The following is a 20,509-nucleotide window of genomic DNA, read 5'->3' as shown; positions in this document are numbered from 1 at the left end:
AGTGATCTGATCCAAATCTGCGAAATGCAAGCTCGCGCCTACAAAAGCCTTGGGTTGACCCGGTTCAATCAGTGATGTAGCGCACGCCTGACTTGGCGCGCTCGTCCACCACCAATTCAAAAATATCCGGCCGAGCGTAATGCCCCACTACGTCGTAGTCGTAGCGTGCCCGCACCAGATCATCTGTATTGATCTGCGCCGTCAACAAACCCGCCTCCCCCAGCAACGGCCCCGCCAAAATATCGCCCATGGGCCCGACGATCACGCTACCGCCGGCAATCAACGGGCGCTCCGCCGGCCAGTTGGCAACCTCCACACCCAAGACCTGCGGTGATGCCTGCACCTGGCAGGCGCTGACCACAAAGCAACGGCCTTCATGGGCAATATGGCGCATGCTCACCTGCCACATCTCGCGCTCGTCCACTGTGGGCGCACACCACACCTGCACGCCCTTGGCATACATCGCCGTGCGCAACAGCGGCATCATGTTTTCCCAGCACACCGCCCCGCCGATACGCCCGACAGCCGCGTCAATCACCGGCAAGGTTGAGCCGTCGCCCTTGCCCCAGATCAGCCGCTCAGTGCCGGTCGGCATGAGTTTGCGGTGCTTGGCGACCAAACCGCTCGACGGTTCGAAATACAGCACCGTGCAATACAGCGTGCTGCCACTGCGCTCGATCACGCCGAGCACCAGGCTCGCACCGGTACGCGCCGATAACCCGGCCAGCGCCTTGGTCTCCACGCCCGGCACGTCGATGGCATTGGCAAAGTACCGCGCAAAGGCTTCACGGCCTTCGGGCAGGCGATAGCCCAATTGCGTGCCGAAGCTTTCGCCCTTGGGATATCCCCCCAGCAACGCCTCAGGCATCACCACCAACTGCGCGCCACTGCGCTGTATTTCATCTTCATAGGCCAGGATCTGCGCCAGGGTTTGCGCTTTGCCGCCAGGCAAGGAGCCGATTTGCAGGGCTGCGACGATCGATACGGGCATGTGCTCACTCCGGTAATAAGGGTTGCCCATTCTCCCGCCAGACTCGATCATGAATAAAGCCCACCTCAGTGCTCCCGCACGGACAGAATTCTTAGACTATTTGCTCATTTTTTTAGCTTCTAGAACCCCACAAAGACAGAAAACATAGACTTTTTGTCGTGCCAAGACGGAGTTAGCGTAACTTTCATCGAATGTGTCACAAAGGATGGACTTTTAGTCGTGGGTAGCGAGCTACAACTGCCGGCAGCAAATCGACTTTGTGAGAACAGCGCTCCTCGACTTACCCAGCGCGCCTTGGATTTCAAAGCTCCGCATTGCTGTTCGAGCTTCGTGAATTGCCAGTGGAAATTTTTACAGTTATTATCTCGCGACTGCGGTAATTCGAGACTTTCCTTGCGAAACTCGCACGTACCCACGCTTAATTCGCAGAAATTTAGAACAGCCTCGCCCTAAAATTATCAATTTTGAAATTTCCTCGCCCTAGGGGCTTATGTCTTGCGCGCTGAATCCATCTAGAATTGACTAGACCTAGTCTTCATCCGTCACCCAACGTCACAAGTGAACCCTATGGATTCTCATGATGCGCAAATGCCCGCGTCAGGCCAACAAGTCCGAAGACCAACCGAGTATCTGACTCAAGTCAGAATCGATGAGCTAAGCCAGTTCAGCATTTTCTTGCTGGCGAAAGAAGGTTTCACGCTCCAAGACGTCCGTGCCATGGTCTCGACCTCCAAACTCTATGCATCGTCGAAGGTCATCGAACGGATCGTTGGCAAGCCGAGGCATAAAAAAATCGGCAAGAATTATGATGGAGCCTTACGACTCAATGCTTTCCAAAGTGCTGTAGCTTTTCAGTTCGCCAGGGTTCTCGAGCACGCAACGACGGTTTTTGGCAGTCTGCAGCTTGCCGAAGAATGGCTTCAAAAACCCTGCAGGCGCTTGGCGGATCTGATTCCTCTCACTCTGGTAGATAACCCAGTTGGATTTAGAGTAATTGAAGACTACTTGGGACGAGTCGAGTTTGGGGTCTACCAGTAGGCCTTTCTATGCTTTTGTTGGTACTAGCTATAGTGTTGTGGAAGCATCGTGTCGAAGGTGCCCTCCCTCTACCCTTCCCCACTTGTTCACTCTGAGGCTGCGATCGCAGTCCAGCCAAAATCTCCACGGCCAGCGAAATCAAGCACTCACTGAGCACAGACAAATCTTCAGCTAGCGGCGCTTTAGTTTCGTTGGGATAGGTGTTCAAGAGAGGTTACCTCGGCCAGTTCATCCCTGATCATCTGAAAAAGCCGTTCAACGTCTTGATGGTCGTCCCTACCGATGTAGGTAGCGACGAGGATCGTGAGGGGATGCACCTCAAGGGCTCCAGCGAGTTGATTGATTTTCTCCAGCGTAGGGCTTTTCAGGCCTCGTTCCAGCGAGCTGAGATACGTACGGCTGCTCACTGTAGAAAAATCCTCTTGCGTGAGGTTTTTACTGGCTCGAACCTTTTTGAGCGCCTGGCCGAAGGCGATGTTGAGTTCCAATTTTCCGTTCCCACAAAAGGAACGATGAAGCGCTATCGAATCCTATGGGACTACAATCTATAGTGTTCATTTTAGGGGGTGCCATGTTTACTACCTATCCGCGTGCCGAAATAGCGTTTGACCTGCCCGATGAGCCAGCGTCTCCAGCCGGGCAAAGGGTGTGGAGCTTCGTTGAGCAGGAACTGATGTTGCCGTGGTTTTATATACAAGTGGCGCATAGGTCTGGGCGTGAAAATTTCGCCAGCATGCTCATGATGTACCACGCTCATGAACTCAAACAGCTCGTCGATGCCCAGTCGAACCTTGTGTGGGTTGAACAGGTTCAGTTGGTGACACCTCCTCATGTCAACAGACAATCCACCTGGCTTATGGAGCCACTGACGATGGCAGGGATTGCAGCAGATCCCCAAGACGGGTCGTACTTTCTCGTCTACCAAGTGGCCAGCGGGACCGTCTATTCATTGAGAGACGATCTTGATAAGAGTTTGGCCCCCTTTAGCATCTTGTTTTCGGATGTGCGTGACCTACGGCGATAGGTAGCCTCCGTCCAATAGAGTCGGATATTCGTACCAAGGCCGGTGAGATGAGCGTGCGCGGATAGCAGCAGGTCTCTTCAGAGGAGCTCGCCTTAAACGACATGTGCTGGGCACCGCCCAAGGACAGTCGCGAGAATATTTTTGTGCTCTATATCCCGCGCAGCCCACACGACACGTTTTTTACCCGAGTATGTGGCGGCGTTGGGTCCCGGTGCAGTTCAAAACCATGGCATGCTGCTGGAACTGAACGACGTTGTAATTCGCGATCCTATACCTGAAGTCAGAGAGGTGTCTTTGCGGGAAGGCTCCACATATCACCAAGGCGTCGGTCTTGCTTACGATCTCACCCAGGACTATGATTTGGTAGGCGACGAGGGATCTTGAAATGACAACTGAAGTCAACTGCAAAGTTAAAGCACAAGCGAAATCGAGATTGACGCGCCTGCACAAGTCGCCCAAATACCGCTGCTTTTTTGGCGCAGATGCTATTGACGCATTTAGTCAGGTTGAAGGTTCCGCCTTCGCCGGAAAGTCGGTCAAGCGTGTAACAGGTGACGAGCTGTCGCCCCGCTGCTGATCAATGCAGATATTAAGAACTGGGCCTAGTCCGGTTTTTTTCATGGCACGGACATCTTGAACAGCCTCCTCAGCACCGCTTAGGATGTAGCAACTCTTCCGCGGGAATAGGGAGTATATGAGGTCACAAAAAGCGTCTGGCTTTTCCGCTGATGCAGAGTTGACTCATCTGCCATAATGTTGCTGATCCAAACTTCTACTTCGTGAAGCGATAGCATGTCTGACTTTGGGCTGAATGATTATAGGGCAACGCCAAGTCCGGAAAGAGTAAATCGCTGCATCAGCGATAATAGAACGAAAATTAGCTGTTATTGTAAAGTGCAAAAATTGCACAAGCTCACAGGCAGGTAGCTACTGCGAGATCAACAAGCGCGTTGCCCTGTGATAGTCTCTCCTAGCATAGCTGAGCCCATGAATTATGCCCCGTATAAAGCTTGAACTGACTTATGATATTGACCCAAGTAGACCACTGCCCTTTTACTTTACTAAAGTTCAGCTACTGAAGCTTCACTCATTGCTTTGCGGCTCTGAGCCAAAGACTGTGAAGATAGGAAACTACCACTTTGCTTACTATGGTAGTCACCTGGGGCATAACACTGACAAAGCACATGCGTCTAAATATGGTTTCCATGAAGACCCCAGCGTAATTAGGAACATGATAGAAGAGCTGCTCCTCCAATAAAAATGGGGCTTTCCAGCCAATCCCCATCGATTGTCGGTATATCGCACCATCTCGACGTGACGCCGCCGCGCTGGCAGTTGAACACCTGCAGCGGCTCATCCTGCAGCGCCAACGCAGTGGCTTCCAAAAATTACAAGTGACTCAAAGGTCGAAGATCCGTGAACCGCCAGCATCCACGCGGAAATTTGACCACGCCCGCCGTCCTTGGCTCATTTCCTTGAGGCCGTTCTCACCAAATCGCGTGAGAATCTGCCCAATTAGCTGATCGGGCTCCAGTACTTCCAGGAGCCGGAAACTTTGACGTTCGCACGTCAAGTGATGTTCTGCGACCAGAGTTGCGGATAGCGCTTCTTGGCATCGCCTTGGGTCAACCCCTCGAAAACGCCGACATCCCGCTCTCTGAAGCAGTCCATTATTTCAGGCGAGAGCTTGAGGCGTTCGTTCAGAATACTCGCGGTTTGTACCGCTCTGAGGCGTGGAGAAACGACAAGTACATCAAGGCTTGCGGGCAATTGCTCGCAAAGCGTGTGAGCTTGCTGGCGGCCCAGCGCGGTACGTTCTGGATCAAGAGGTCCAAGGTATCGATGTTCGGCACTAGCCCAGGTTTCACCATGCCGCACGATGTATAAATGCATGAAATCCGTCTCAGCGAAATATAAGAGATAGATTGTACCTTTCCATCGTCGGTGAACGCACCAAGACCGGGTTTTGGGACAGGCGTATTCCCTAGACGCTTACATCCATCTGATGTTTACTTCGACCGCCAGAGGCGGTATACCACTGAATTTTAAGAATTAAAGCCGTAACAGTTAGGTGGCGGATTCCGTGCCGTCCAGCACGCTGCAAAAAACTCTCAAAACTTTCACAGCAGCCCCCTAGTTGCAGAGCGCTTGAGAATTAAAACTGTCGGGCCACGCTAAGTCATTGAACTAGTCACTTCTTCGCTACTATCCGGTTGCAGCGCGGTGAGACCGAAAGAAGGGTTACCTGGCGAGTCGATGACGGTGTTGTACCTTTGTTCGGTTGAACTTGAGTCGGTGTTGATGCGGTCTTGGTGCAACTTCAGCGTCGTACCGTTAGCCATTGTCAGAATGAGTTTTTTTGCCAAAGAGACTTTCCTACTCATCCCAGTCTGTTTCAGGTGTTAAGCCGACGCTTGCGCGCGCGTCATTGACTGCAGCACGTAAAAAGGCTGTTTTACCCGAAGTATATCGGGGCATGTCATCCGGAAAGCGGTGTGCCAATTCGAGTTTGAGAGCTTCATAAGCCCTCGCCAGATCTGGTCTTGCTATCAGCCAGTCTCTCAACAGCAACTCGTTCTTCATTGGCCAAGAAGGCGCAATTACGAGATGGAGGTGAAAGGCCGGATCGACACCCATGTCTGGACGGCGAAAGAAAGCACGTTTGGTGAATCCGGCATCAACAACAATATAGCCGACCTCAGCTAATCGGCTGGAGAGCTGATAGGCGATTGGAAGCGAGGCAATCGGCGCCATCATGTCAATGATGGGTTTCGCCTTCAAATTCGGGACTGCAGTACTGCCGAAGTGCTGGAGGCTTTGACCCGCCGCCCCCAGTATGGGAAGCAAACGTCGGCGCTCAGCCTCGAACTGAGCGGGCCAAGCTTCATCTGAGTTTATGATGGAAACTTCGCCAAGTGCATCCCGAGCATCTTCGCTCTTTGACATCACAGTTCCTCACATCGATGCAGGGCCCATGCGATATTCTCCGCTGTGCCGTGAAGCGCTTTCTCATAGATTTCTTGCAGCCCGATCCGGAGCTGGTAGCAGCGGAGCCTTTCGGCTTGGCGAAGATGATCCGCCCGGTGGACTTCGAAGAAGCTAACTTGCTGTTCCATGCATGCCAGCCAACTGCGCCAGAACGAGATATTCGCGACGTCATACAGCGGGTCGCGGCCCTGACCTTGGTAGTAGAGCGCTGGACCGTTCTGGCAAACGAGTTCAAGCACACCACCCCGGAACATGAGCGAGAACTCGCCGTGATCTCGCAAGCCAGGGGCGCCATTTCCAATGGCCGTCCGCTAACCCACCTTCTGCCGACCAGCGTGGCGTAATTCCAGCTTTGTATAAGAGTTCGCTCGAGCCAGATGCAAGTCCCCCGGTAAGGCTGCAGTTGGTTAATCCTGACCGAGCGAACTACAAAAAAATATCACGGCGCACCCACCACGTCACATAGAAATTTCGATAGCCGCCGAGCGCCGCTAGGACACCGCATGTTCGCAATAAAACTCAACTTGATCCTGCTGGGCGCTTTGCTGTACCTAGTTTGCAGCGGCTGCCGGTTCTTCTGGATCGGCGTACTCCTTCTGACGGACGGCGAAACGGCCGACGTCCTCTACGACTTCGTCAGCACCTGCGGCTGGATGCTGATCACCTTCAGCCTGGTCATTCACATCATCAAAAAACGCGGCCCACGGCGGCCGGCGGGAGATAAACACGGAAACAGAGGTCCTCTCAGGCGGCGAGTTCGCTGAGATCTCCGGTTACAGGGCCTGGCATCGTCGATGGCTGGACGACCGGCATCGGCACTACGTCGAAAGCCGAGGCAAGCGCCCGCTGGTTGGACGCCTCTACGCAAGAATACAGCTGGGGACACCCGTAGATTCACAGAACTAGCAGCCCACAGAAGCAGCACAGTGGACTTTTGATCTATCACGAATGAAATGAAATGCGCCCACGGAAGCCCCACAACTGCCACCTCCCCCTAAGGATGTATCAGGTAAATCGCAAGCGCAAAAATGGCCAAGTGTGGGTCAGCTATATCTATCGCGGTACCGACAGGGTTGATATCCAGCTGGGCCGCGACTTGACCCAAGCCCGCTTGAAGTGGGCGGAACTTGAGGCCAAGGCAATCCCGGCCGATCTGGAAATAATGAGCGGGATTTTCGACAGATACAAACGGGACATTGTACCGAAAAAATCCGAGCGCACACAGCTCGATAATGCTGCCGAGCTCCGCCAGTTACGACCAGTTTTTGATGAGATCCCTATCGACGCGATAACGCCGTTCATGATCGCAGCATATCGGGATATCCGAGCGGATGCTATGCCAGCGGTGGGATGACGCGCGGTCGAAAGCGGTAGCGGAAGCCTTTGCCAATGGAGACCAAGCCTTGGCCCACAAAATCGCCGGATTTCAGTGATAAAGACGAGCGCAGCGTGTGCCGGAGCGTAGATTTACGACTCCATATGGTCGAACTGGTCGATCTGCCCGTCATGGAGGTTGGTCGCGTCGCTCATCAACTTCAATCATCCTGCGGTCGAATCGAACTCATAGACCAATTTGCAGATCAGCGCCTGGATCCGCGAGGTCTTGTGGAGATCGGCGTGGACGACTAGCCAGACGTCGAAGTCGGACGAGCGCCCGGGCATGATCCGCACCAGTTCCTGCTCGGTATCGGCACGATAGCAGGGTAGTTCGGCGACACCGATGCCGGCTACGGCCGCCTCGACGAGGGTGACGGATGATGATGTCCGGAATACCACCTTGCCGCTGCCGTTTGGCTCTCCGCAGAAGGCGCATGTCGTAATAGGCGTCACTGGCTGCTGGTATGCGACAAGATCGTGGCCGATGAACCCATCGCCAAAGGTTGGCGTGCCGCGCGTGAGGAGATAAGCGCGAGAGGCATAGATCCCTGTCTTGAGGGTCGCGAGGCGGCGCAAGATCAGATCGGGCGCATCCGGCCGAACAGTACGGACGGCGATGTCGGCATCCCTTCGGGTCAGGTTGGCGACGTCCTGCGAGATCAGGCAGGCAACGTCGATACTGGGATGTTCGGCGCGCATGCGGGCGATGGCAGGAAGAACAAACCGCTTGCCAAGCGAATCGGTCGTCGCCACCCGCACCGAACCGGTCAACTGCTCGTCGAGTCCCATGACCCGCCGCTCCATCTGCGCGACGGACCGTTCGATCGTTTCGGCCGGTTCAACCAGGGCTTCCCCGGCTGATGTCAGCACATAATGGGATGGCGTGCGAAGGAACAGCCGCGCCCCGAGTCCCTCTTCCAACGCCGCCAACCGACGGCTGGCTGTCGCCTGATCGACGCGCAACTGTCGGGCTGCGGTGCGTAAAGTGCCCGCACGTGCAATGGCTAGAAAGAAGCGAACATTGTCCCAGTTCATCAGGTTCCTCAGGATGACACAGAATGTGTTAATGCAACGTTGCATCCTAGAGAAGCAGAAATACTACTTTATTGCATCATTCGCCTTCTTGGAAGATTGGATCTTGCAGGAGGTGTCTGATGAAAAGATGCGAAATACAGGAAGATAGCCATGTCGACGCAAGCGGTCTCGACGACGGCGCAATTTCGGCGAGACGGCGCACGATAACCCTGTGGCTCGTGGCTGCCGGCATGTTCATGGCGGTGCTCGATGCCACGATTGTCAACGTTGCGCTGCCGGCAATGCGCGCCGATCTCGATGCTACTGTTGGCGACCTCGCCTGGATCGTCGATGCCTACACGCTGAGCATGGCCGCGCTAATCCTCGCCGGGGGCGTTCTCGCGGACCGCTGGGGTGCGAAGCGCATCTATCTGGTGGGGCTGGCCCTGTTCGTGCTCGCGTCTGCCTTGTGTGGTGCCGCCGGCACCGTCGCGTGGCTGGTTGCGGCTCGGCTGGCGCAGGGTGTGGGGGCGGCCTTGTTCCTCCCCGCCTCGCTGGCCGTCGTGCGGGGAACCTTCCTTAATACACACGAGCGGGCCAGTGCGATCGCGATTTGGGCCGGCATTGCCTCCGTCGCGGCAGCGATCGGACCAGTGTTCGGGGGGGTGCTGGTTGACGGTCTTAGTTGGCGCAGCGTCTTCTTTGTCAACGTGCCCACCGGCATACTGGCATTTGCCCTGACCGCAGGGATCGTGCGGCTTCGGTCAACGCAGCGTACGAAGCGGTTCGACTGGGGCGGGCAACTCACCAGCATAGTCACGCTCGGCGCCCTCTGCTTCGCTGTAATCGAATTGCCGGTACGCGGCGCTGGCTCGCCCGCCGTCAGGCTTGCGGCGGCCGTTACGATTGGCACCGCGCTGGGCTGGTTTATGATCGAGCGCCGCATGCGCGATCCGATGGTGCCGCTAGTGTGGTTCCGCAACCCGACCTTTCTCTCGGCCAACATCGTGGGTTGTCTCGTCTATGTCGGCTATTTCGGAATGCTGTTCATACTGAGCCTTTATCTGCATGGCGACTATGGACTCAGCGCCCGCCAGACCGGACTTGCGCTGTTGCCTGTCGCGGCGAGCCTGTTGGTCGGAAATATCATCGCTGGCAGGTTCCAGGCGTTGGTGTCGCCGAGCCGTCTTATTGCGGGCAGCTTGATCTGCGCGGCCCTTGCCTCGCCCTTGGCGGCCGCGCTGCTGGTTTGTCATGCGCCATGGCCGGCCATCGTAGGGGCGTTTGCCGTTTTCGGTGCGGGCACGTCCGCTTCCGTGCCGCCGATGATCGCTGCCGTGCTCGAGCAGGTTCCCCTAGCCACCACGGGCGTGGCATCCGGCTTGCTGAACGCGTTGCGCCAGACCGGAAGCCTGCTCGGCGTCGCCGCTGCTAGCGCCGCCTCGATGTTGGCGCCGGATCAGCCAGCGGCGTTATGGATCATCGCGGTGCTGGCGGCCACTGTTTACGCCCTTGCCGCAGGCGCGGCACTCGGCTGGATCCGAGACCGTTCCCCACAGGATGACTGATCCGCGCTCAAGTGTGGGTGATCGTAACCATTGGGATTAATGCTGGAGTTCGGTAGGTGACATGGCCGGACGGTTACCTTTGAAGGGCGCTTGCCGAGGCCCAGAATCTCGCGACCATCGGCGCCTTAAATCTTGCCCTCAAGACGGTCGCGTATGTACTGGTTCAGTCGCGGGTTAGTGACCAGTTTCGCTGGTTTCAGCCTCTTGGCCACCAGTTCTGCCTTCCATTGCTCTACTGACGCTCGATATTCAAGCCGACCGCAACGGGTAGCAGCATTTCGTGTCAGCTCCCGAGAAATTGTGGATGGACTTCGTCCAAGTCGACGGGCGATCTCACGAACGCCAACGCATTGCGCTCGAAGCAGCCCAATCTCTTCTCGCTCTGCAAACGATAAGTATCGTCCTGATATGTGATTCGACATGAATAATGGCATCCCGCCTCGATGACGGAACCAGCGTGTGCCTACCGCTGTTGATACGCCAACGGCATGTGCTGCCTTTTTGCTTGTGATGGGAGACCGTCATCACGCCTGCTCGCTCCGCTTGCGACGGGCTCCGTATATCTTCCCCACGCGAATGCCTGATTCCGACAGGCAGGCATCCATAAGATGCCTAAAGCGCGACCCAGGTATGAACAACATGCTGTTGGAACCCAGTCCGTACCGTGGTCAACCCGCGATAACTACAATTGACACCCGCCGATTCTCCGTACGCCCCATCACCGTAGTGTTCGGTGCCACTGGCTCGGTGCTACCCAGCCCTCGCAGTTGAATATTTTCTTTTGTCATACCTACACCGATCAGGATTTTACTGACGCTTTCGGCTCGACGAAGGGACAGTTGCTGATTATAGATTTCTTTACCCGATGCGTCAGTGTGGCCGTCGATACGCACGTGTTCGATCCCTACGTCCATGAGCGCCCTGCCGATACGTTTGACGATATCGGTGCTGCGCTGGTTAAGGGTTTCAACGTCGCTGCCAAACAGTACTTTGCCCGATAGGCCAAAGGTCCAGCCTTCGTCTGTAAGCTCAAAACCTTGTTGTTTGAGAGCAGCCACTTGCGTTTGAGTCAGACCTTTGCTCGCGGTCGTCTGGCAGCCGCTCACGGCTAGCAGAGCCAAGATTAGCGTGAAGAAAATAGAACGTGCGGTCGAGAACAAGGAATCAACTCCTATGGGAAACATCAATTGCGGTAGATGTGGCTACCGCTCTTTGCTGGCCGCCTTGCGACGACCGTTTGGCTTGGTACATCGCTGCATCGGCGGCATTGAGCAATGCCTCGGGAGTGGCGCCATGCTCTGGATATAGGGCAATGCCAATACTGAGTGAGGTGATTACCTGTGTGCTGCCTGGAAGTTCGATAGGGGCATCCATACATGCGATGACCTTGTCGGCAATGCACTGCGCGTCCTGCGCGTTATGCAAAGGCGCCAGCAAGATAGCGAACTCATCGCCGCCTAAGCGGGCCACTAGATCATCTTCGCGCAATTGCGCACGCACTCGTTCGGCTAGCGCCACCAGTACTGCATCGCCAGCGGCGTGACCGAAGTTGTCATTGATGTCTTTGAATCGGTCGCTGTCGAGAAACAACACTGCCACTTGACCGTTGATTTTGGCAGCGCTACGCATGGCGCGGATCAGCCGACCTTCGAAAAACGCGCGATTGGGTAAACCAGTCAGACTATCGTGACTTGCTTGGTGGGCAAGGATTTCGTTTTCACTTTGCAGGTGGCTTTGCCAAGCTTGCATCTCGCCGAGCAGAGCGTTGAAGTCTCCACCAAGATTGTCGAGTTCCGCAATTTGAGTTGGTGGTACGCGACGATCAAAGTCACGCTCTATGCGGGCGGCGTGTGCTACCTCGGCTAGATTCTGCAAAGGTTCGACAATGCCATTCAACAGACGTCGCGCCAAATGCAGCGCGATCCACGCGCTGAGCGCTGTGCAGATAAGTATACCTGCCAGGCCACTGAGCAGGAAACGAAGCAGACTGCCTCCATGTCCGACCAAATGTATGCTGCCGACGGTTCGCCCTTGATGCAGAATCGGCTGGTTTATTGGCTGTTCGAGCAAGCTATATGCCAAAGCAAGCTCAACTCGCGAAATCAAGTCGACGTTCGGCCGCACCCACTGCGCCAGCAAATTGCCATCTTCATCGAAAACTTGCGCCTGCGCGATCTCTTCGGTGGAGGCAATCAGGCTGAGAACTTCAGTGGCCGCCTGACTGTCTTTGAATACCGCCGCAGCCTCTACCGTGTAGTTGATGGAGCGCGCGATTAATTCAAGATTATGCTCGGCATACACACGCAGCGCCAGAACACCTAGCATGGTCAGGGATACACTAGCTAGGGTCACGGCAGTCAGCGCTAGCATCATATGCCCTCGACTTATGACTGAACGCAAGGTCGGTCGTACTTTCTTAGCACTCATGAGGATGGCGCTCGACGACGGGATAACTGCAGGACGTTGGGATGAATGCGCACGCCACTACGGGCGACAGAGTCTAGGTTGACCTCGAACGACACATGCTCATCGCCAACGCTCAGGCAGAACAAGCTTCCTACGGTGCATTGGTCACCTCCTTCGCTGATGCTGAGTACCGATTGACCAATTAACGAAGTAAACAACTGCCTGTACTCATTAGCGGAGAGCTTGCCTATGTACACAGCGTTGCAAGTACTGGCAATTTCCGGGTCATCGGCTAGCAGACGACGCAATATTACCAACCTGCCAGTTGCTTGCGTTGCGCCTTTAACCAAGTCATCCGTGTATTGGGTGGCACCCACAATACAAAGTTGCAATTGCTCAGGTTCAACGGGCCAGCGAGCATAACTCAGGATACCGAGTACCATTTGTGTAACCGACTGAGCACGTTTGTCAGCCTGGCTAGCCAAGGGCTGCATAAAAGCACGCGGTGCGAGCAGACATAGAAGCGCAACGAATAAGATACGCTTAAGGTTCAAACCAAACTCCATCGTAAAGATAGCAACGTTCATGCGGCGATCGTCTCAAGTGGATCCTTAAGTGATGCCAAAATGATAGCATGGCGACTGAGAATCGCTCGGAGCTGTTTGCTGGAGCAATTTGTCCCGAAATAATCGAAAACTGAAGCGAAGGCGGGGCCTTAGCGGCCGCTCACGAAGGACTGCTATCAACCTTTTCGAAGTTCTTGGCTCATCAAAAGTGCATTCTTACGCAACGCTTGAGCACAGGGTGAAAGCTCTCGATAAGCTAAAGATAGAATGTACGGGATGGGAGTGCCTGGTCCCTTAATCTCACGGCATACGAGCCTTCCTAGCTGACTTTGCGCGTATAGCCGCGGCATCAGCGCAATACCTATTTCGCCCGCTACGAGACCTGCCGTAGTCTGCATTTGGCGCGGATGTTGTACGACACGTGGAGTAAAACCTGCTTCTCCACACGCCTGCAATATACGTGCATGCATACCAGGCCCATGATGTTGGGCGAAAAGTACCCAGGGCTCATCCGCAAGTTCTGTTAACGTCAGGCTGTCTATTTTAGCGAGATGGTGACTTTCAGGTAACACCGCGACCATTTGATCCTCAATCAATGGCTCAAGCCGAATGTTACCGGCATCACTGATGGGCAAGACTAGAATACCGATATCCAATTTGTCATTACGTAAACCTTGAATTTGCTCTGGCGGGGTAGCCTCCATCAACTGAATTACAACCCCGGGATTGGTGCTCTGAAAGCTGCGTAGCAAAGCAGGCAAAAAGCTGCTTAGGGTACTGTCGACAAAGCCGAGGCGGACTGACCCGACCACGCCTGCGGCACTCCGACGAGTTGCTTCACAAGCGTGTTCAGCCTGCGCGAGGGTTCTTCTCGACTCCACCAAAAAAACCTCACCTGCCGGGGTCAGCTTTGTAGAGCGCGGATTTCTCACGATTAACTCGACACCGAGCGACTCTTCCAACCTACGGATGGCCAAGCTTAGAGGCGGCTGAGACATATTTAGACGAAGGGCTGCTTTTCGAAAATTCAATGTTTCGGCCACAGCAACGTATTGGCGCATCAGTCGCAAATCGATCATCCGATACCTTTTTTAGGTCAATCCGCAATATAATTAGTATGTTATGCCAGTAGCTCCAGAGTAGCGTGAGCTCGTGGGTCATGTTTGAATATAGCAGGCTACCGCTATGGCAATGCGTTACAGGCCGCCTGAGAAGTCCAGAGAAATGATAAAAGAAATGGTTTCTCCAGAGCAGAAAAATTGGCCGCCAACACAGTGATAGTCGTCCAGCACTCCATTAGATCCTCCGACTCATAGGCTTGGGCGCTGTCTGCGTGGCCCACCGGAACGCTTTAGTCCCTAGGGCGTGAACTGGAGATGTACTAGTCCGTGGCCAAGGTCATCTCCCGCGTCGACAATGAGACCTCATTTTTATCGTGCTAACTGCTGTCACGAATCGAGAACCCAGAGACAAAGGGCTCACAAACTCTGGATGGCACGTTGACAAACGTGGGGCTAACCCCGAACTTGGGTGCAGATTACGCACTTCACCTGCATTTATTTCTCTTTAATAAAATACACTCGACAATCAAATTGCTTGTACTTTAAAAGAAAGGATCTTAGCCCTTCCATTAAAATGAAATTAGCAAACAGCAGCAGGCTGACAGCGGGAGTGCAATAAAATGGCGATAAAATTATGTATCCCCGAGCGGCACAAACCGTAAGCAACCAGCGCCGGAAAATCGCGCAATACTGAACATCTGACTTTGAAGCAAGACATTATCCTTTGGGTTGCGAACCTTGCCTATGACGTTTTCCTACGAGACACTTCGTTTCATACCGTCTCAAAAATTTTTTAAATTATTTGGTAGCAATTTCGTCAATACATTTGAACCCTAAAGGGAAAAGCGAGGCTTAACCATTGTGCGTGGGAGCGAGCCTTGGCCACGGATGGCAACCACTTTAAGTCTGCCCGATGCAAAGCAGCTCCGGGCCTAGTGAAAGAGAATTGGAGCGCCCCGTCGGGAGAGCATTCATCTATGACATAGCACATCTGTGTGGGCCTTTATTATGGATGATCGTAGACTCGTTATATTTTTGTGCGGAATATCGAACCAGCGGCGTGTATCGCTGCACAATTATAATTTTCTGCCCATAATTTGGGGTGACCTATAGGTATTGACGTGGAAACCGAATCAATGAGTGTTATGGGCGAACAGAAGCTTCTGTTTTGGGCAGGCGTAGCCGGGGCGCTTGCCGCTGTTGGCTGGATCATAGGCGACATTCTCATTGTCGGGCATCTAGTCGACCACGGCGCGTACCCAATGTTGTTTATTACCTACGCAGACCACATTGATGTCAGCTTAGCCGAACATCTGGTCGGCGTTTCGCGAGAGCGATTAATAGCCGGTGCTCTGATCGCGGTGTTTACGATGCCGCTGTATCTGTTCGGTGGCTGGCATCTATGGCGCGGCATCCGTTCCGTTGGAAGTGCCTGGGCACTGCCTGCGGCGTTGTTCATATTCATTGGCTATGCGTTTTCCCCATTCGCACATGCCGCCTTCTACTTCGTAGGCGCGATCTACCAGACCTTACTGATTACCGAGCCATCCGTGCATCCTGTCTTGCTGGAGCTGGCCGATGAATTCCGCCACGTGCTCATGATCGTCTGGGCGCCCGCTGTCGCTTGTCAATTACTAGGCATGCTGGTGTTTTCACTAGCCATTGCGACAGGGCAAAGCAAGTATCCATACTGGTTCGCTCTCAGTTCGAATCCCCTGCTACTCGGCGTGTTGACCATCGGCGGGCCAGCGTTGTTCGACGGCACTATCGGCTCAGCGCTTGGCGGCGCGGCATTCAACACGACCTGGTTACTGGTCTATCTGCAATCCCTGTTCCTGCTACGTGAGCGTCGCGGTGAGCAAAACGCCTGACACAGTGGTGGGCATTGCCAAATAGAAAGTTTCATATGCGCGGTCGCACGCGCGGCTTCAAGCGGATGCCCAAATCGAGAAGTCTTTTTCGGCAGTTTCCTAAGCCACCTGAGTCGCAAACCTTCCCACTGCGTCAACTACACGTTTTGCGCCATCCTGAATCTCAACTATTACGCAGCCTGCCTGTGTGGCAAGTTCAAGCCCCTGCTCTGCTTGGAGCTTAGTGCTCGCCATCTCAGTGACGGTTTCACCTACCAGCTTCTGATTCTGTAGGACAACTGATGCAATTTCGTCAGTAGCAGTGCTAGTACGCCCAGCCAACTGTCTTACCTCATCAGCTACAACTGCAAAGCCCCTACCCTGCTCACCTGCACGAGCAGCTTCGATTGCAGCATTCAGGGCCAACAAGTTAGTTTGCTGCGCAATGCTGCTGATAGTCTCAATAATCGAACTTATCAATAGTGACTGTTTTCCGAGCGCCTCTACACCTTCAGAAGCAGCGTGCATATCAACAGATACCTTGCGCATCGTGTGCATAGTCTCGTTGACTACGACCGCGCCGCGCTGAGCAATAACATCAGTTTGCTGAGAAATTTCAAATGCAATTTGGGCTGCTTCACTGACTTCTCGCTCACGAGCAACTTGGTCGGTTACAAGCGTCGCGAACTTAACCACCTTATGGAGTACGCCATCGACGTCATATAAAGGATTATATGTCGCCTCCAACCAAACGGTACGACCACTGCTATCTACACGTTCAAACCTTCCGGCAAAAAAATCACCCTCGTTGAGACGTGACCAAAAATCCTTGTACTTCTGGGACGACGTTTCTTCTGGCTTGCAAAACATACGGTGATGCCTGCCTTGAATTTGGTCGAGGTTGTAACTCATTGCTTTTAAAAACTGATCATTTGCCGTGAGTACATGGCCAGAAAGATCAAACTCAATAACTGCCGTCGAGCGAAGCAATGCATCAACGAGGGAAGCGTTTACTGAAGCCCTCTCTAGTTGTGAGGTGACGTTTGTTGCATAGCAACTAATATAACTTAATCTCCCGCCAGCATCTGTTATTGGATACCAATGCGCGCGAAGCCAAACCAAAGAACCATCAGCATGCAGATATCTATAATCGTCAGTTATAGACTTATCTACGGCGACTGCAGCTCGAAGGCGTTGAAAACATGTGGGCCCGGATGCGGATATTGGAACAATATCGGCTAAGGCACGACCAACCAGTTGATCCAGAGAATATCCCAATGTATCTGCAAAGTTTTGGTTGCATTCAATAATTTTAAACGTCGAATCGAGACGCAACGTAAGCATTTCACGATTTAGTCCGTCGCGGAGTTTACGTAGCTCCGACAGCTCGACTTCCTGGGAGTTAAGCTGATTCTTGATTTTTCTATTAAACATGGAGAATCCTCTTGTATGTCCATCACAAAAGTCTGAGCTGGTTTAAATTCCGCTCTACTTTCCTATAATTATATGAAGAGTTCTGCGGGCACTGGCCGCCCAAGCAAGTATCCCTGCAGTGAGTCGCAACCTAACTGGGTCAGAAGTTTTCGCTGCTGTTCATTCTCAACACCTTCTGCGACGATACGGAGACCCATTTTTTTGCCCAAGGTGACAATGGCCGAAACAATCGCTTCGTCCTCGCTACCCGCTGTTAGGTCACGAATGAACCCACGGTCAATTTTCAGCTCATTGACAGGTAATCTTTTGAGATACATCAAGCTAGAATAGCCGGTTCCAAAATCGTCAATTGATAGATCCACTCCCATTTCAGAAAGATGCCGCATTAATACGAGGCTCTCCTCTGCGTCGCGCATCGCAATGGTTTCCGTAACTTCCAAAGTCAGGCTGCTTGCATGCAAAGCATTACTTGCCAAAGCCTCTGTTACAGTAGCTAGCAAACCCTTATGGCCGAATTGCACTGCGGATAAATTCACTGCAATTCGCCAGTTTTCATATCCTTGATCCAGCCATTCTCTCATCTGCCGGCATGCCTCAAACAACACCCAATTACCGATAGGAATTATCAAATTAGTTTTTTCTGCAAGATCGATAAATTTGCTTGGCAACAGTAACCCATGTACTGGATGCTGCCAGCGAAGAAGAGCTTCCGCACCGATGAGCTCGCCACTTTTAGCGTCGAATTTTGGCTGGTAATATAAGCGCAATTGTTTCTGATAAACAGCCAGTCGCAGGTCTTGGAGCATCTCTAAATGCTGGCGAGCTTTATTTTTCATCGAGTTATCAAAAATGCAATATCCGTTTTTTCCTAACTCTTTAGCTTGATACATAGCTGCATCAGCATTACTTAACAATTCGTGTTGATCAAGTCCGTGATCAGGACAGAATGCGATGCCCATGCTAGCGGATAGTTGCAGGCAATAATCTTCGACAAGAAAAGGCTTAGATAATAATTTAATTTGTTTATCGGCTATCCGCGATGCATCGCTAGATTCCTGTAAGTCAACCAGTAGAACAAACTCATCTCCCCCTATCCGAGCAAGTGTCTCTTGTTCGTGCAAATAGCCGCGCAACCTTGAGGCTACCTCCTTAAGAAGTTTATCTCCTACATCATGCCCAAACGCGTCATTTACTGCTTTAAAACCGTCTAGGTCAATAAAAATCAACGCAAAGCATCCGCCGTGCTCCCTGAACCTAACAATAGATTTTTCAATTCGTCTATATAGCAGCGTACGATTAGGCAAACGGGTCAATTTGTCGTGCAGTGTTTGGTGAGTTAGTTCCTGATTTGCCAGAAATAGCGCGTCAGCCATTTCAGCTGTTCGTATTTGGAAGCGATAATCCTGCAATGATAATAGCAGTGCACCTATCAGCACCAACAACGAGGTGATTACTACTACTTTGTACAATTGTTCCCCTGAAACTCCCGAACTTAACGCCGTGCAATAGCTGCCTTCGGGAAAGTTAGCCGCGGCCATGCCGATGTAGTGCATGCCGACAATCGCTATCCCTATAAATACCGCCGCCGCGCAACGGTTTCGTCTTACGTGAGGCGTGTTTTTTCGCAAGCGAATCGCTATCCACAATCCCATAGCCGAAGCGATAATCGCCACTGCCACAGATGTGCCAAAGAGCGCTGGGTCGTAATCTATTCCAGGCAACATAAGCAGCGCAGCCATGCCGATATAATGCATGCTGGCAATGCCTGTCCCCATGAATAATGCTCCAATCCCCAACTGTATACAACCTATCCGAGATTGACTAACTAACCATAATGCAAAGCCGGAAGACAGCACCGCAATCAATAGTGACAGCGCAGTTAAGTTTAGGTCATAAGCCAATTTTATCGGCAGATAAAAGGCGAGCATTCCTATGAAATGCATGGACCACACGCCAACCCCCATGGCCAGCGCCCCACCAATCATCCAAAAGTAAACATCTCGACCTTTAGCTGTGGCTATACGCCCAGTCATATCGAGCGCCGTGTAAGAGGCTAGGATGGCAACACACAACGATATAAAAACCAGAAAACTAGAGTAGTGGCCGATCAACATTATCATTATCTACTGAGCACAGCGTGATTAGAACCTTCAAGAAAAACTAGCGCATTCCAACCAGTAGGCACAGAGTTGCACAACAGCCTCCCAAAAAAGACCATACTTGTCGCTCATGACTACCAGTAGTGAGGCCAGGAGTTGATACAGGGGCAGTTCAGAATAGCCTTGAGATCATGCCGGAGTGCCCCGCTCCCCCTTCCGTGACGCCGAGCTAAATTTAATTAGCCTCAGAGAGCATGGCTTGCGGGTAAGAAGCTTATGCAAAAAAATTAGATATGTAACATACTATTTAAAGCGTGCTTTGATATGAAAAGGGTATCAAATGATCGATTTGCGACTGATGCGCCAATACGTTGCTGTTGCCGAAACATTGAATTTTCGAAAAGCAGCCCTTCGCCTAAATATGTCTCAACCGCCTCTAAGCTTGGCTATCCGTAGGTTGGAAGAAACACTCGGTGTTGAATTAATCCAGAGAAATCCGCGAGTTACGAAACTGACATCCGCTGGTGAGATATTTTTGGTGGAGTCAAGAAGAACTCTTGCGCAGGCCGAACACGCTTGTGAAGCAGCTTGAATCGCCCCGGATTCTTTAGACACCTTGCAAACTCATTGCGTAACGTTTTTCAAACTCTACCGGTGACAGCTGATTGTTGAAACCATGGCGGCGTTTTGCGTTGTAGAACATCTCGATGTAATCGAACACATCACTCCGAGCATCTTCCCGCGTGATGTAGATTTTTCGCTTGATCCGTTCCCGTTTCAGAAGCTGGAAAAAGCTCTCGGCCACGGCGTTGTCATGACAATTGCCTCGGCGGCTCATGCTGGCGACCAAATTGTTTGCCTTCAAAAAGCTGCGCCAATCGGAGCTGCTGTACTGGCTGCCCTGGTCAGAGTGAACCATCACCTCCTGTTTCGGTTTTCGCCTCCAAACCGCCATCAATAACGCATCAATGGCCAAATCACTGGTCATCTGCGACTTCATTGACCAGCCAACGACCTGACGGGAAAACAGATCCAGCACCACCGCCAAATACAGCCAGCCTTCATACGTACGAATATAGGTGATGTCGGTGAC

General features: G+C 52.8%; 21 protein-coding genes and 2 pseudogenes. 10 read left to right on the top strand and 13 right to left on the bottom strand.

What is annotated here, in order from left to right:
• Nucleotides 1–64: 64 nt before the first annotated feature.
• The gene (locus J1G33_RS23915) at nt 65–991 is read right to left on the bottom strand and encodes a carbon-nitrogen hydrolase family protein (RefSeq protein WP_032875855.1); all 927 of its coding nucleotides are present in this window, start codon (nt 989–991) and stop codon (nt 65–67) included.
• Nucleotides 992–1,558: 567 nt separating this feature from the next.
• On the opposite strand from J1G33_RS23915, the gene J1G33_RS23910 reads away from it, so the two are divergent.
• Entirely contained in the window at nt 1,559–2,029 is a 471-nt protein-coding gene (locus tag J1G33_RS23910) for an antitoxin Xre/MbcA/ParS toxin-binding domain-containing protein (protein WP_262416930.1), read from the top strand.
• A gap of 182 nt (nt 2,030–2,211) precedes the next feature.
• On the opposite strand, the gene J1G33_RS23905 is transcribed toward J1G33_RS23910, so the two are convergent.
• The gene (locus J1G33_RS23905; protein WP_223018904.1) at nt 2,212–2,517 is read right to left on the bottom strand and encodes a helix-turn-helix transcriptional regulator; all 306 of its coding nucleotides are present in this window, start codon (nt 2,515–2,517) and stop codon (nt 2,212–2,214) included.
• An 83-nt stretch (nt 2,518–2,600) separates the two neighbouring features.
• Between J1G33_RS23905 and J1G33_RS27990 the strand changes: the two genes are divergently transcribed.
• A complete protein-coding gene (locus J1G33_RS27990; protein ID WP_262416929.1) occupies nt 2,601–3,053 on the top strand; it encodes a hypothetical protein in 453 nt (150 codons plus the stop codon).
• A 385-nt stretch (nt 3,054–3,438) separates the two neighbouring features.
• Nucleotides 3,439–3,630 (top strand): hypothetical protein, encoded by a 192-nt coding sequence (locus tag J1G33_RS23895; RefSeq protein WP_223018903.1) that lies wholly within the window; start codon nt 3,439–3,441, stop codon nt 3,628–3,630.
• A gap of 992 nt (nt 3,631–4,622) precedes the next feature.
• Here the strand turns inward: J1G33_RS23895 and J1G33_RS23890 are convergent.
• On the bottom strand, nt 4,623–4,946 hold the full coding sequence (locus tag J1G33_RS23890) for a histidine phosphatase family protein (RefSeq protein WP_223018902.1): 324 nt from the start codon (nt 4,944–4,946) through the stop codon (nt 4,623–4,625).
• A gap of 483 nt (nt 4,947–5,429) precedes the next feature.
• On the bottom strand, nt 5,430–5,999 hold the full coding sequence (locus J1G33_RS23885) for a GrpB family protein (RefSeq protein ID WP_223018901.1): 570 nt from the start codon (nt 5,997–5,999) through the stop codon (nt 5,430–5,432).
• Between the two features lie 116 nt (nt 6,000–6,115).
• On the opposite strand from J1G33_RS23885, the gene J1G33_RS23880 reads away from it, so the two are divergent.
• From J1G33_RS23880 to J1G33_RS23870, 4 genes are all read left to right on the top strand, one after another.
• Nucleotides 6,116–6,385 (top strand): hypothetical protein, encoded by a 270-nt coding sequence (locus tag J1G33_RS23880; protein WP_223018900.1) that lies wholly within the window; start codon nt 6,116–6,118, stop codon nt 6,383–6,385.
• A 159-nt stretch (nt 6,386–6,544) separates the two neighbouring features.
• Nucleotides 6,545–6,805, top strand: coding sequence for a hypothetical protein (locus J1G33_RS23875; RefSeq protein ID WP_347709546.1), 261 nt, complete (start codon nt 6,545–6,547; stop codon nt 6,803–6,805).
• Nucleotides 6,762–6,947 (top strand): hypothetical protein, encoded by a 186-nt coding sequence (locus tag J1G33_RS28115; RefSeq protein WP_347709548.1) that lies wholly within the window; start codon nt 6,762–6,764, stop codon nt 6,945–6,947. The genes J1G33_RS23875 and J1G33_RS28115 overlap by 44 nt, the downstream gene beginning before the upstream one ends.
• 52 nt (nt 6,948–6,999) lie before the next feature.
• Nucleotides 7,000–7,395 carry a hypothetical protein gene (locus tag J1G33_RS23870; RefSeq protein WP_223018899.1) on the top strand — a complete coding sequence of 132 codons (396 nt, stop codon included), beginning with the start codon at nt 7,000–7,002 and terminating at the stop codon, nt 7,393–7,395.
• 185 nt (nt 7,396–7,580) lie between these two features.
• Here J1G33_RS23870 and J1G33_RS23865 read toward each other — a convergent pair whose 3' ends face one another.
• Nucleotides 7,581–8,453: a LysR family transcriptional regulator gene (locus J1G33_RS23865; RefSeq protein WP_223018898.1), complete on the bottom strand. Its 873-nt coding sequence runs from the start codon at nt 8,451–8,453 to the stop codon at nt 7,581–7,583.
• Nucleotides 8,454–8,572: 119 nt separating this feature from the next.
• Between J1G33_RS23865 and J1G33_RS23860 the strand changes: the two genes are divergently transcribed.
• Nucleotides 8,573–10,000 (top strand): MFS transporter, encoded by a 1,428-nt coding sequence (locus tag J1G33_RS23860; RefSeq protein ID WP_223018897.1) that lies wholly within the window; start codon nt 8,573–8,575, stop codon nt 9,998–10,000.
• 128 nt (nt 10,001–10,128) lie between these two features.
• Here the strand turns inward: J1G33_RS23860 and J1G33_RS23855 are convergent.
• From J1G33_RS23855 to J1G33_RS23835, 5 genes and pseudogenes are all read right to left on the bottom strand, one after another.
• Nucleotides 10,129–10,434: pseudogene (locus J1G33_RS23855) on the bottom strand (helix-turn-helix domain-containing protein); the annotation flags it as partial.
• 234 nt (nt 10,435–10,668) lie between these two features.
• Entirely contained in the window at nt 10,669–11,160 is a 492-nt protein-coding gene (locus J1G33_RS23850; protein WP_223018896.1) for an OmpA family protein, read from the bottom strand.
• Between the two features lie 4 nt (nt 11,161–11,164).
• Entirely contained in the window at nt 11,165–12,427 is a 1,263-nt protein-coding gene (locus J1G33_RS23845; protein ID WP_223018895.1) for a diguanylate cyclase, read from the bottom strand.
• On the bottom strand, nt 12,424–12,993 hold the full coding sequence (locus J1G33_RS23840) for a YfiR family protein (protein WP_223018894.1): 570 nt from the start codon (nt 12,991–12,993) through the stop codon (nt 12,424–12,426). The genes J1G33_RS23845 and J1G33_RS23840 overlap by 4 nt, the downstream gene beginning before the upstream one ends.
• 155 nt (nt 12,994–13,148) lie before the next feature.
• The gene (locus J1G33_RS23835; RefSeq protein ID WP_223018893.1) at nt 13,149–14,051 is read right to left on the bottom strand and encodes a LysR family transcriptional regulator; all 903 of its coding nucleotides are present in this window, start codon (nt 14,049–14,051) and stop codon (nt 13,149–13,151) included.
• 1,127 nt (nt 14,052–15,178) lie between these two features.
• On the opposite strand from J1G33_RS23835, the gene J1G33_RS23830 reads away from it, so the two are divergent.
• Nucleotides 15,179–15,904 (top strand): DUF6796 family protein, encoded by a 726-nt coding sequence (locus tag J1G33_RS23830; protein ID WP_223018892.1) that lies wholly within the window; start codon nt 15,179–15,181, stop codon nt 15,902–15,904.
• A gap of 99 nt (nt 15,905–16,003) precedes the next feature.
• Here the strand turns inward: J1G33_RS23830 and J1G33_RS23825 are convergent, their stop codons facing one another.
• Nucleotides 16,004–17,317, bottom strand: coding sequence for a methyl-accepting chemotaxis protein (locus tag J1G33_RS23825; protein WP_223018891.1), 1,314 nt, complete (start codon nt 17,315–17,317; stop codon nt 16,004–16,006).
• Between the two features lie 68 nt (nt 17,318–17,385).
• A complete protein-coding gene (locus J1G33_RS23820; protein ID WP_223018890.1) occupies nt 17,386–19,431 on the bottom strand; it encodes an EAL domain-containing protein in 2,046 nt (681 codons plus the stop codon).
• A 325-nt stretch (nt 19,432–19,756) separates the two neighbouring features.
• On the opposite strand from J1G33_RS23820, the pseudogene J1G33_RS23815 reads away from it, so the two are divergent.
• A pseudogene (locus J1G33_RS23815) lies at nt 19,757–19,987 on the top strand (LysR family transcriptional regulator); the annotation flags it as partial.
• A gap of 36 nt (nt 19,988–20,023) precedes the next feature.
• Here the strand turns inward: J1G33_RS23815 and J1G33_RS23810 are convergent.
• Nucleotides 20,024–20,509: IS3 family transposase (locus J1G33_RS23810; protein ID WP_223018888.1), on the bottom strand; the 486-nt coding region annotated here is incomplete at its 5' end.

It is taken from the genome of Pseudomonas sp. P867, assembly GCF_019891455.1.
In the GTDB taxonomy this organism is placed as follows: domain Bacteria; phylum Pseudomonadota; class Gammaproteobacteria; order Pseudomonadales; family Pseudomonadaceae; genus Aquipseudomonas; species Aquipseudomonas synxantha_A.
Note: the sequence above shows the minus strand (reverse complement) of the source record. Positions and strands in the feature narration are given on the sequence as shown.

Coding starts and splice junctions, on each gene's coding strand:
- J1G33_RS23915 (WP_032875855.1), bottom strand. CDS start 991: ATGCCCGTATCGATCGTCGCAGCCCTGCAAATCGGCTCCTTGCCTGGC.
- J1G33_RS23910 (WP_262416930.1), top strand. CDS start 1,559: ATGGATTCTCATGATGCGCAAATGCCCGCGTCAGGCCAACAAGTCCGA.
- J1G33_RS27990 (WP_262416929.1), top strand. CDS start 2,601: ATGTTTACTACCTATCCGCGTGCCGAAATAGCGTTTGACCTGCCCGAT.
- J1G33_RS23895 (WP_223018903.1), top strand. CDS start 3,439: ATGACAACTGAAGTCAACTGCAAAGTTAAAGCACAAGCGAAATCGAGA.
- J1G33_RS23890 (WP_223018902.1), bottom strand. CDS start 4,946: ATGCATTTATACATCGTGCGGCATGGTGAAACCTGGGCTAGTGCCGAA.
- J1G33_RS23885 (WP_223018901.1), bottom strand. CDS start 5,999: ATGTCAAAGAGCGAAGATGCTCGGGATGCACTTGGCGAAGTTTCCATC.
- J1G33_RS23875 (WP_347709546.1), top strand. CDS start 6,545: ATGTTCGCAATAAAACTCAACTTGATCCTGCTGGGCGCTTTGCTGTAC.
- J1G33_RS23870 (WP_223018899.1), top strand. CDS start 7,000: ATGCGCCCACGGAAGCCCCACAACTGCCACCTCCCCCTAAGGATGTAT.
- J1G33_RS23865 (WP_223018898.1), bottom strand. CDS start 8,453: ATGAACTGGGACAATGTTCGCTTCTTTCTAGCCATTGCACGTGCGGGC.
- J1G33_RS23860 (WP_223018897.1), top strand. CDS start 8,573: ATGAAAAGATGCGAAATACAGGAAGATAGCCATGTCGACGCAAGCGGT.
- J1G33_RS23845 (WP_223018895.1), bottom strand. CDS start 12,427: ATGAGTGCTAAGAAAGTACGACCGACCTTGCGTTCAGTCATAAGTCGA.
- J1G33_RS23840 (WP_223018894.1), bottom strand. CDS start 12,993: ATGAACGTTGCTATCTTTACGATGGAGTTTGGTTTGAACCTTAAGCGT.
- J1G33_RS23835 (WP_223018893.1), bottom strand. CDS start 14,051: ATGATCGATTTGCGACTGATGCGCCAATACGTTGCTGTGGCCGAAACA.
- J1G33_RS23830 (WP_223018892.1), top strand. CDS start 15,179: ATGGGCGAACAGAAGCTTCTGTTTTGGGCAGGCGTAGCCGGGGCGCTT.
- J1G33_RS23825 (WP_223018891.1), bottom strand. CDS start 17,317: ATGTTTAATAGAAAAATCAAGAATCAGCTTAACTCCCAGGAAGTCGAG.
- J1G33_RS23820 (WP_223018890.1), bottom strand. CDS start 19,431: ATGTTGATCGGCCACTACTCTAGTTTTCTGGTTTTTATATCGTTGTGT.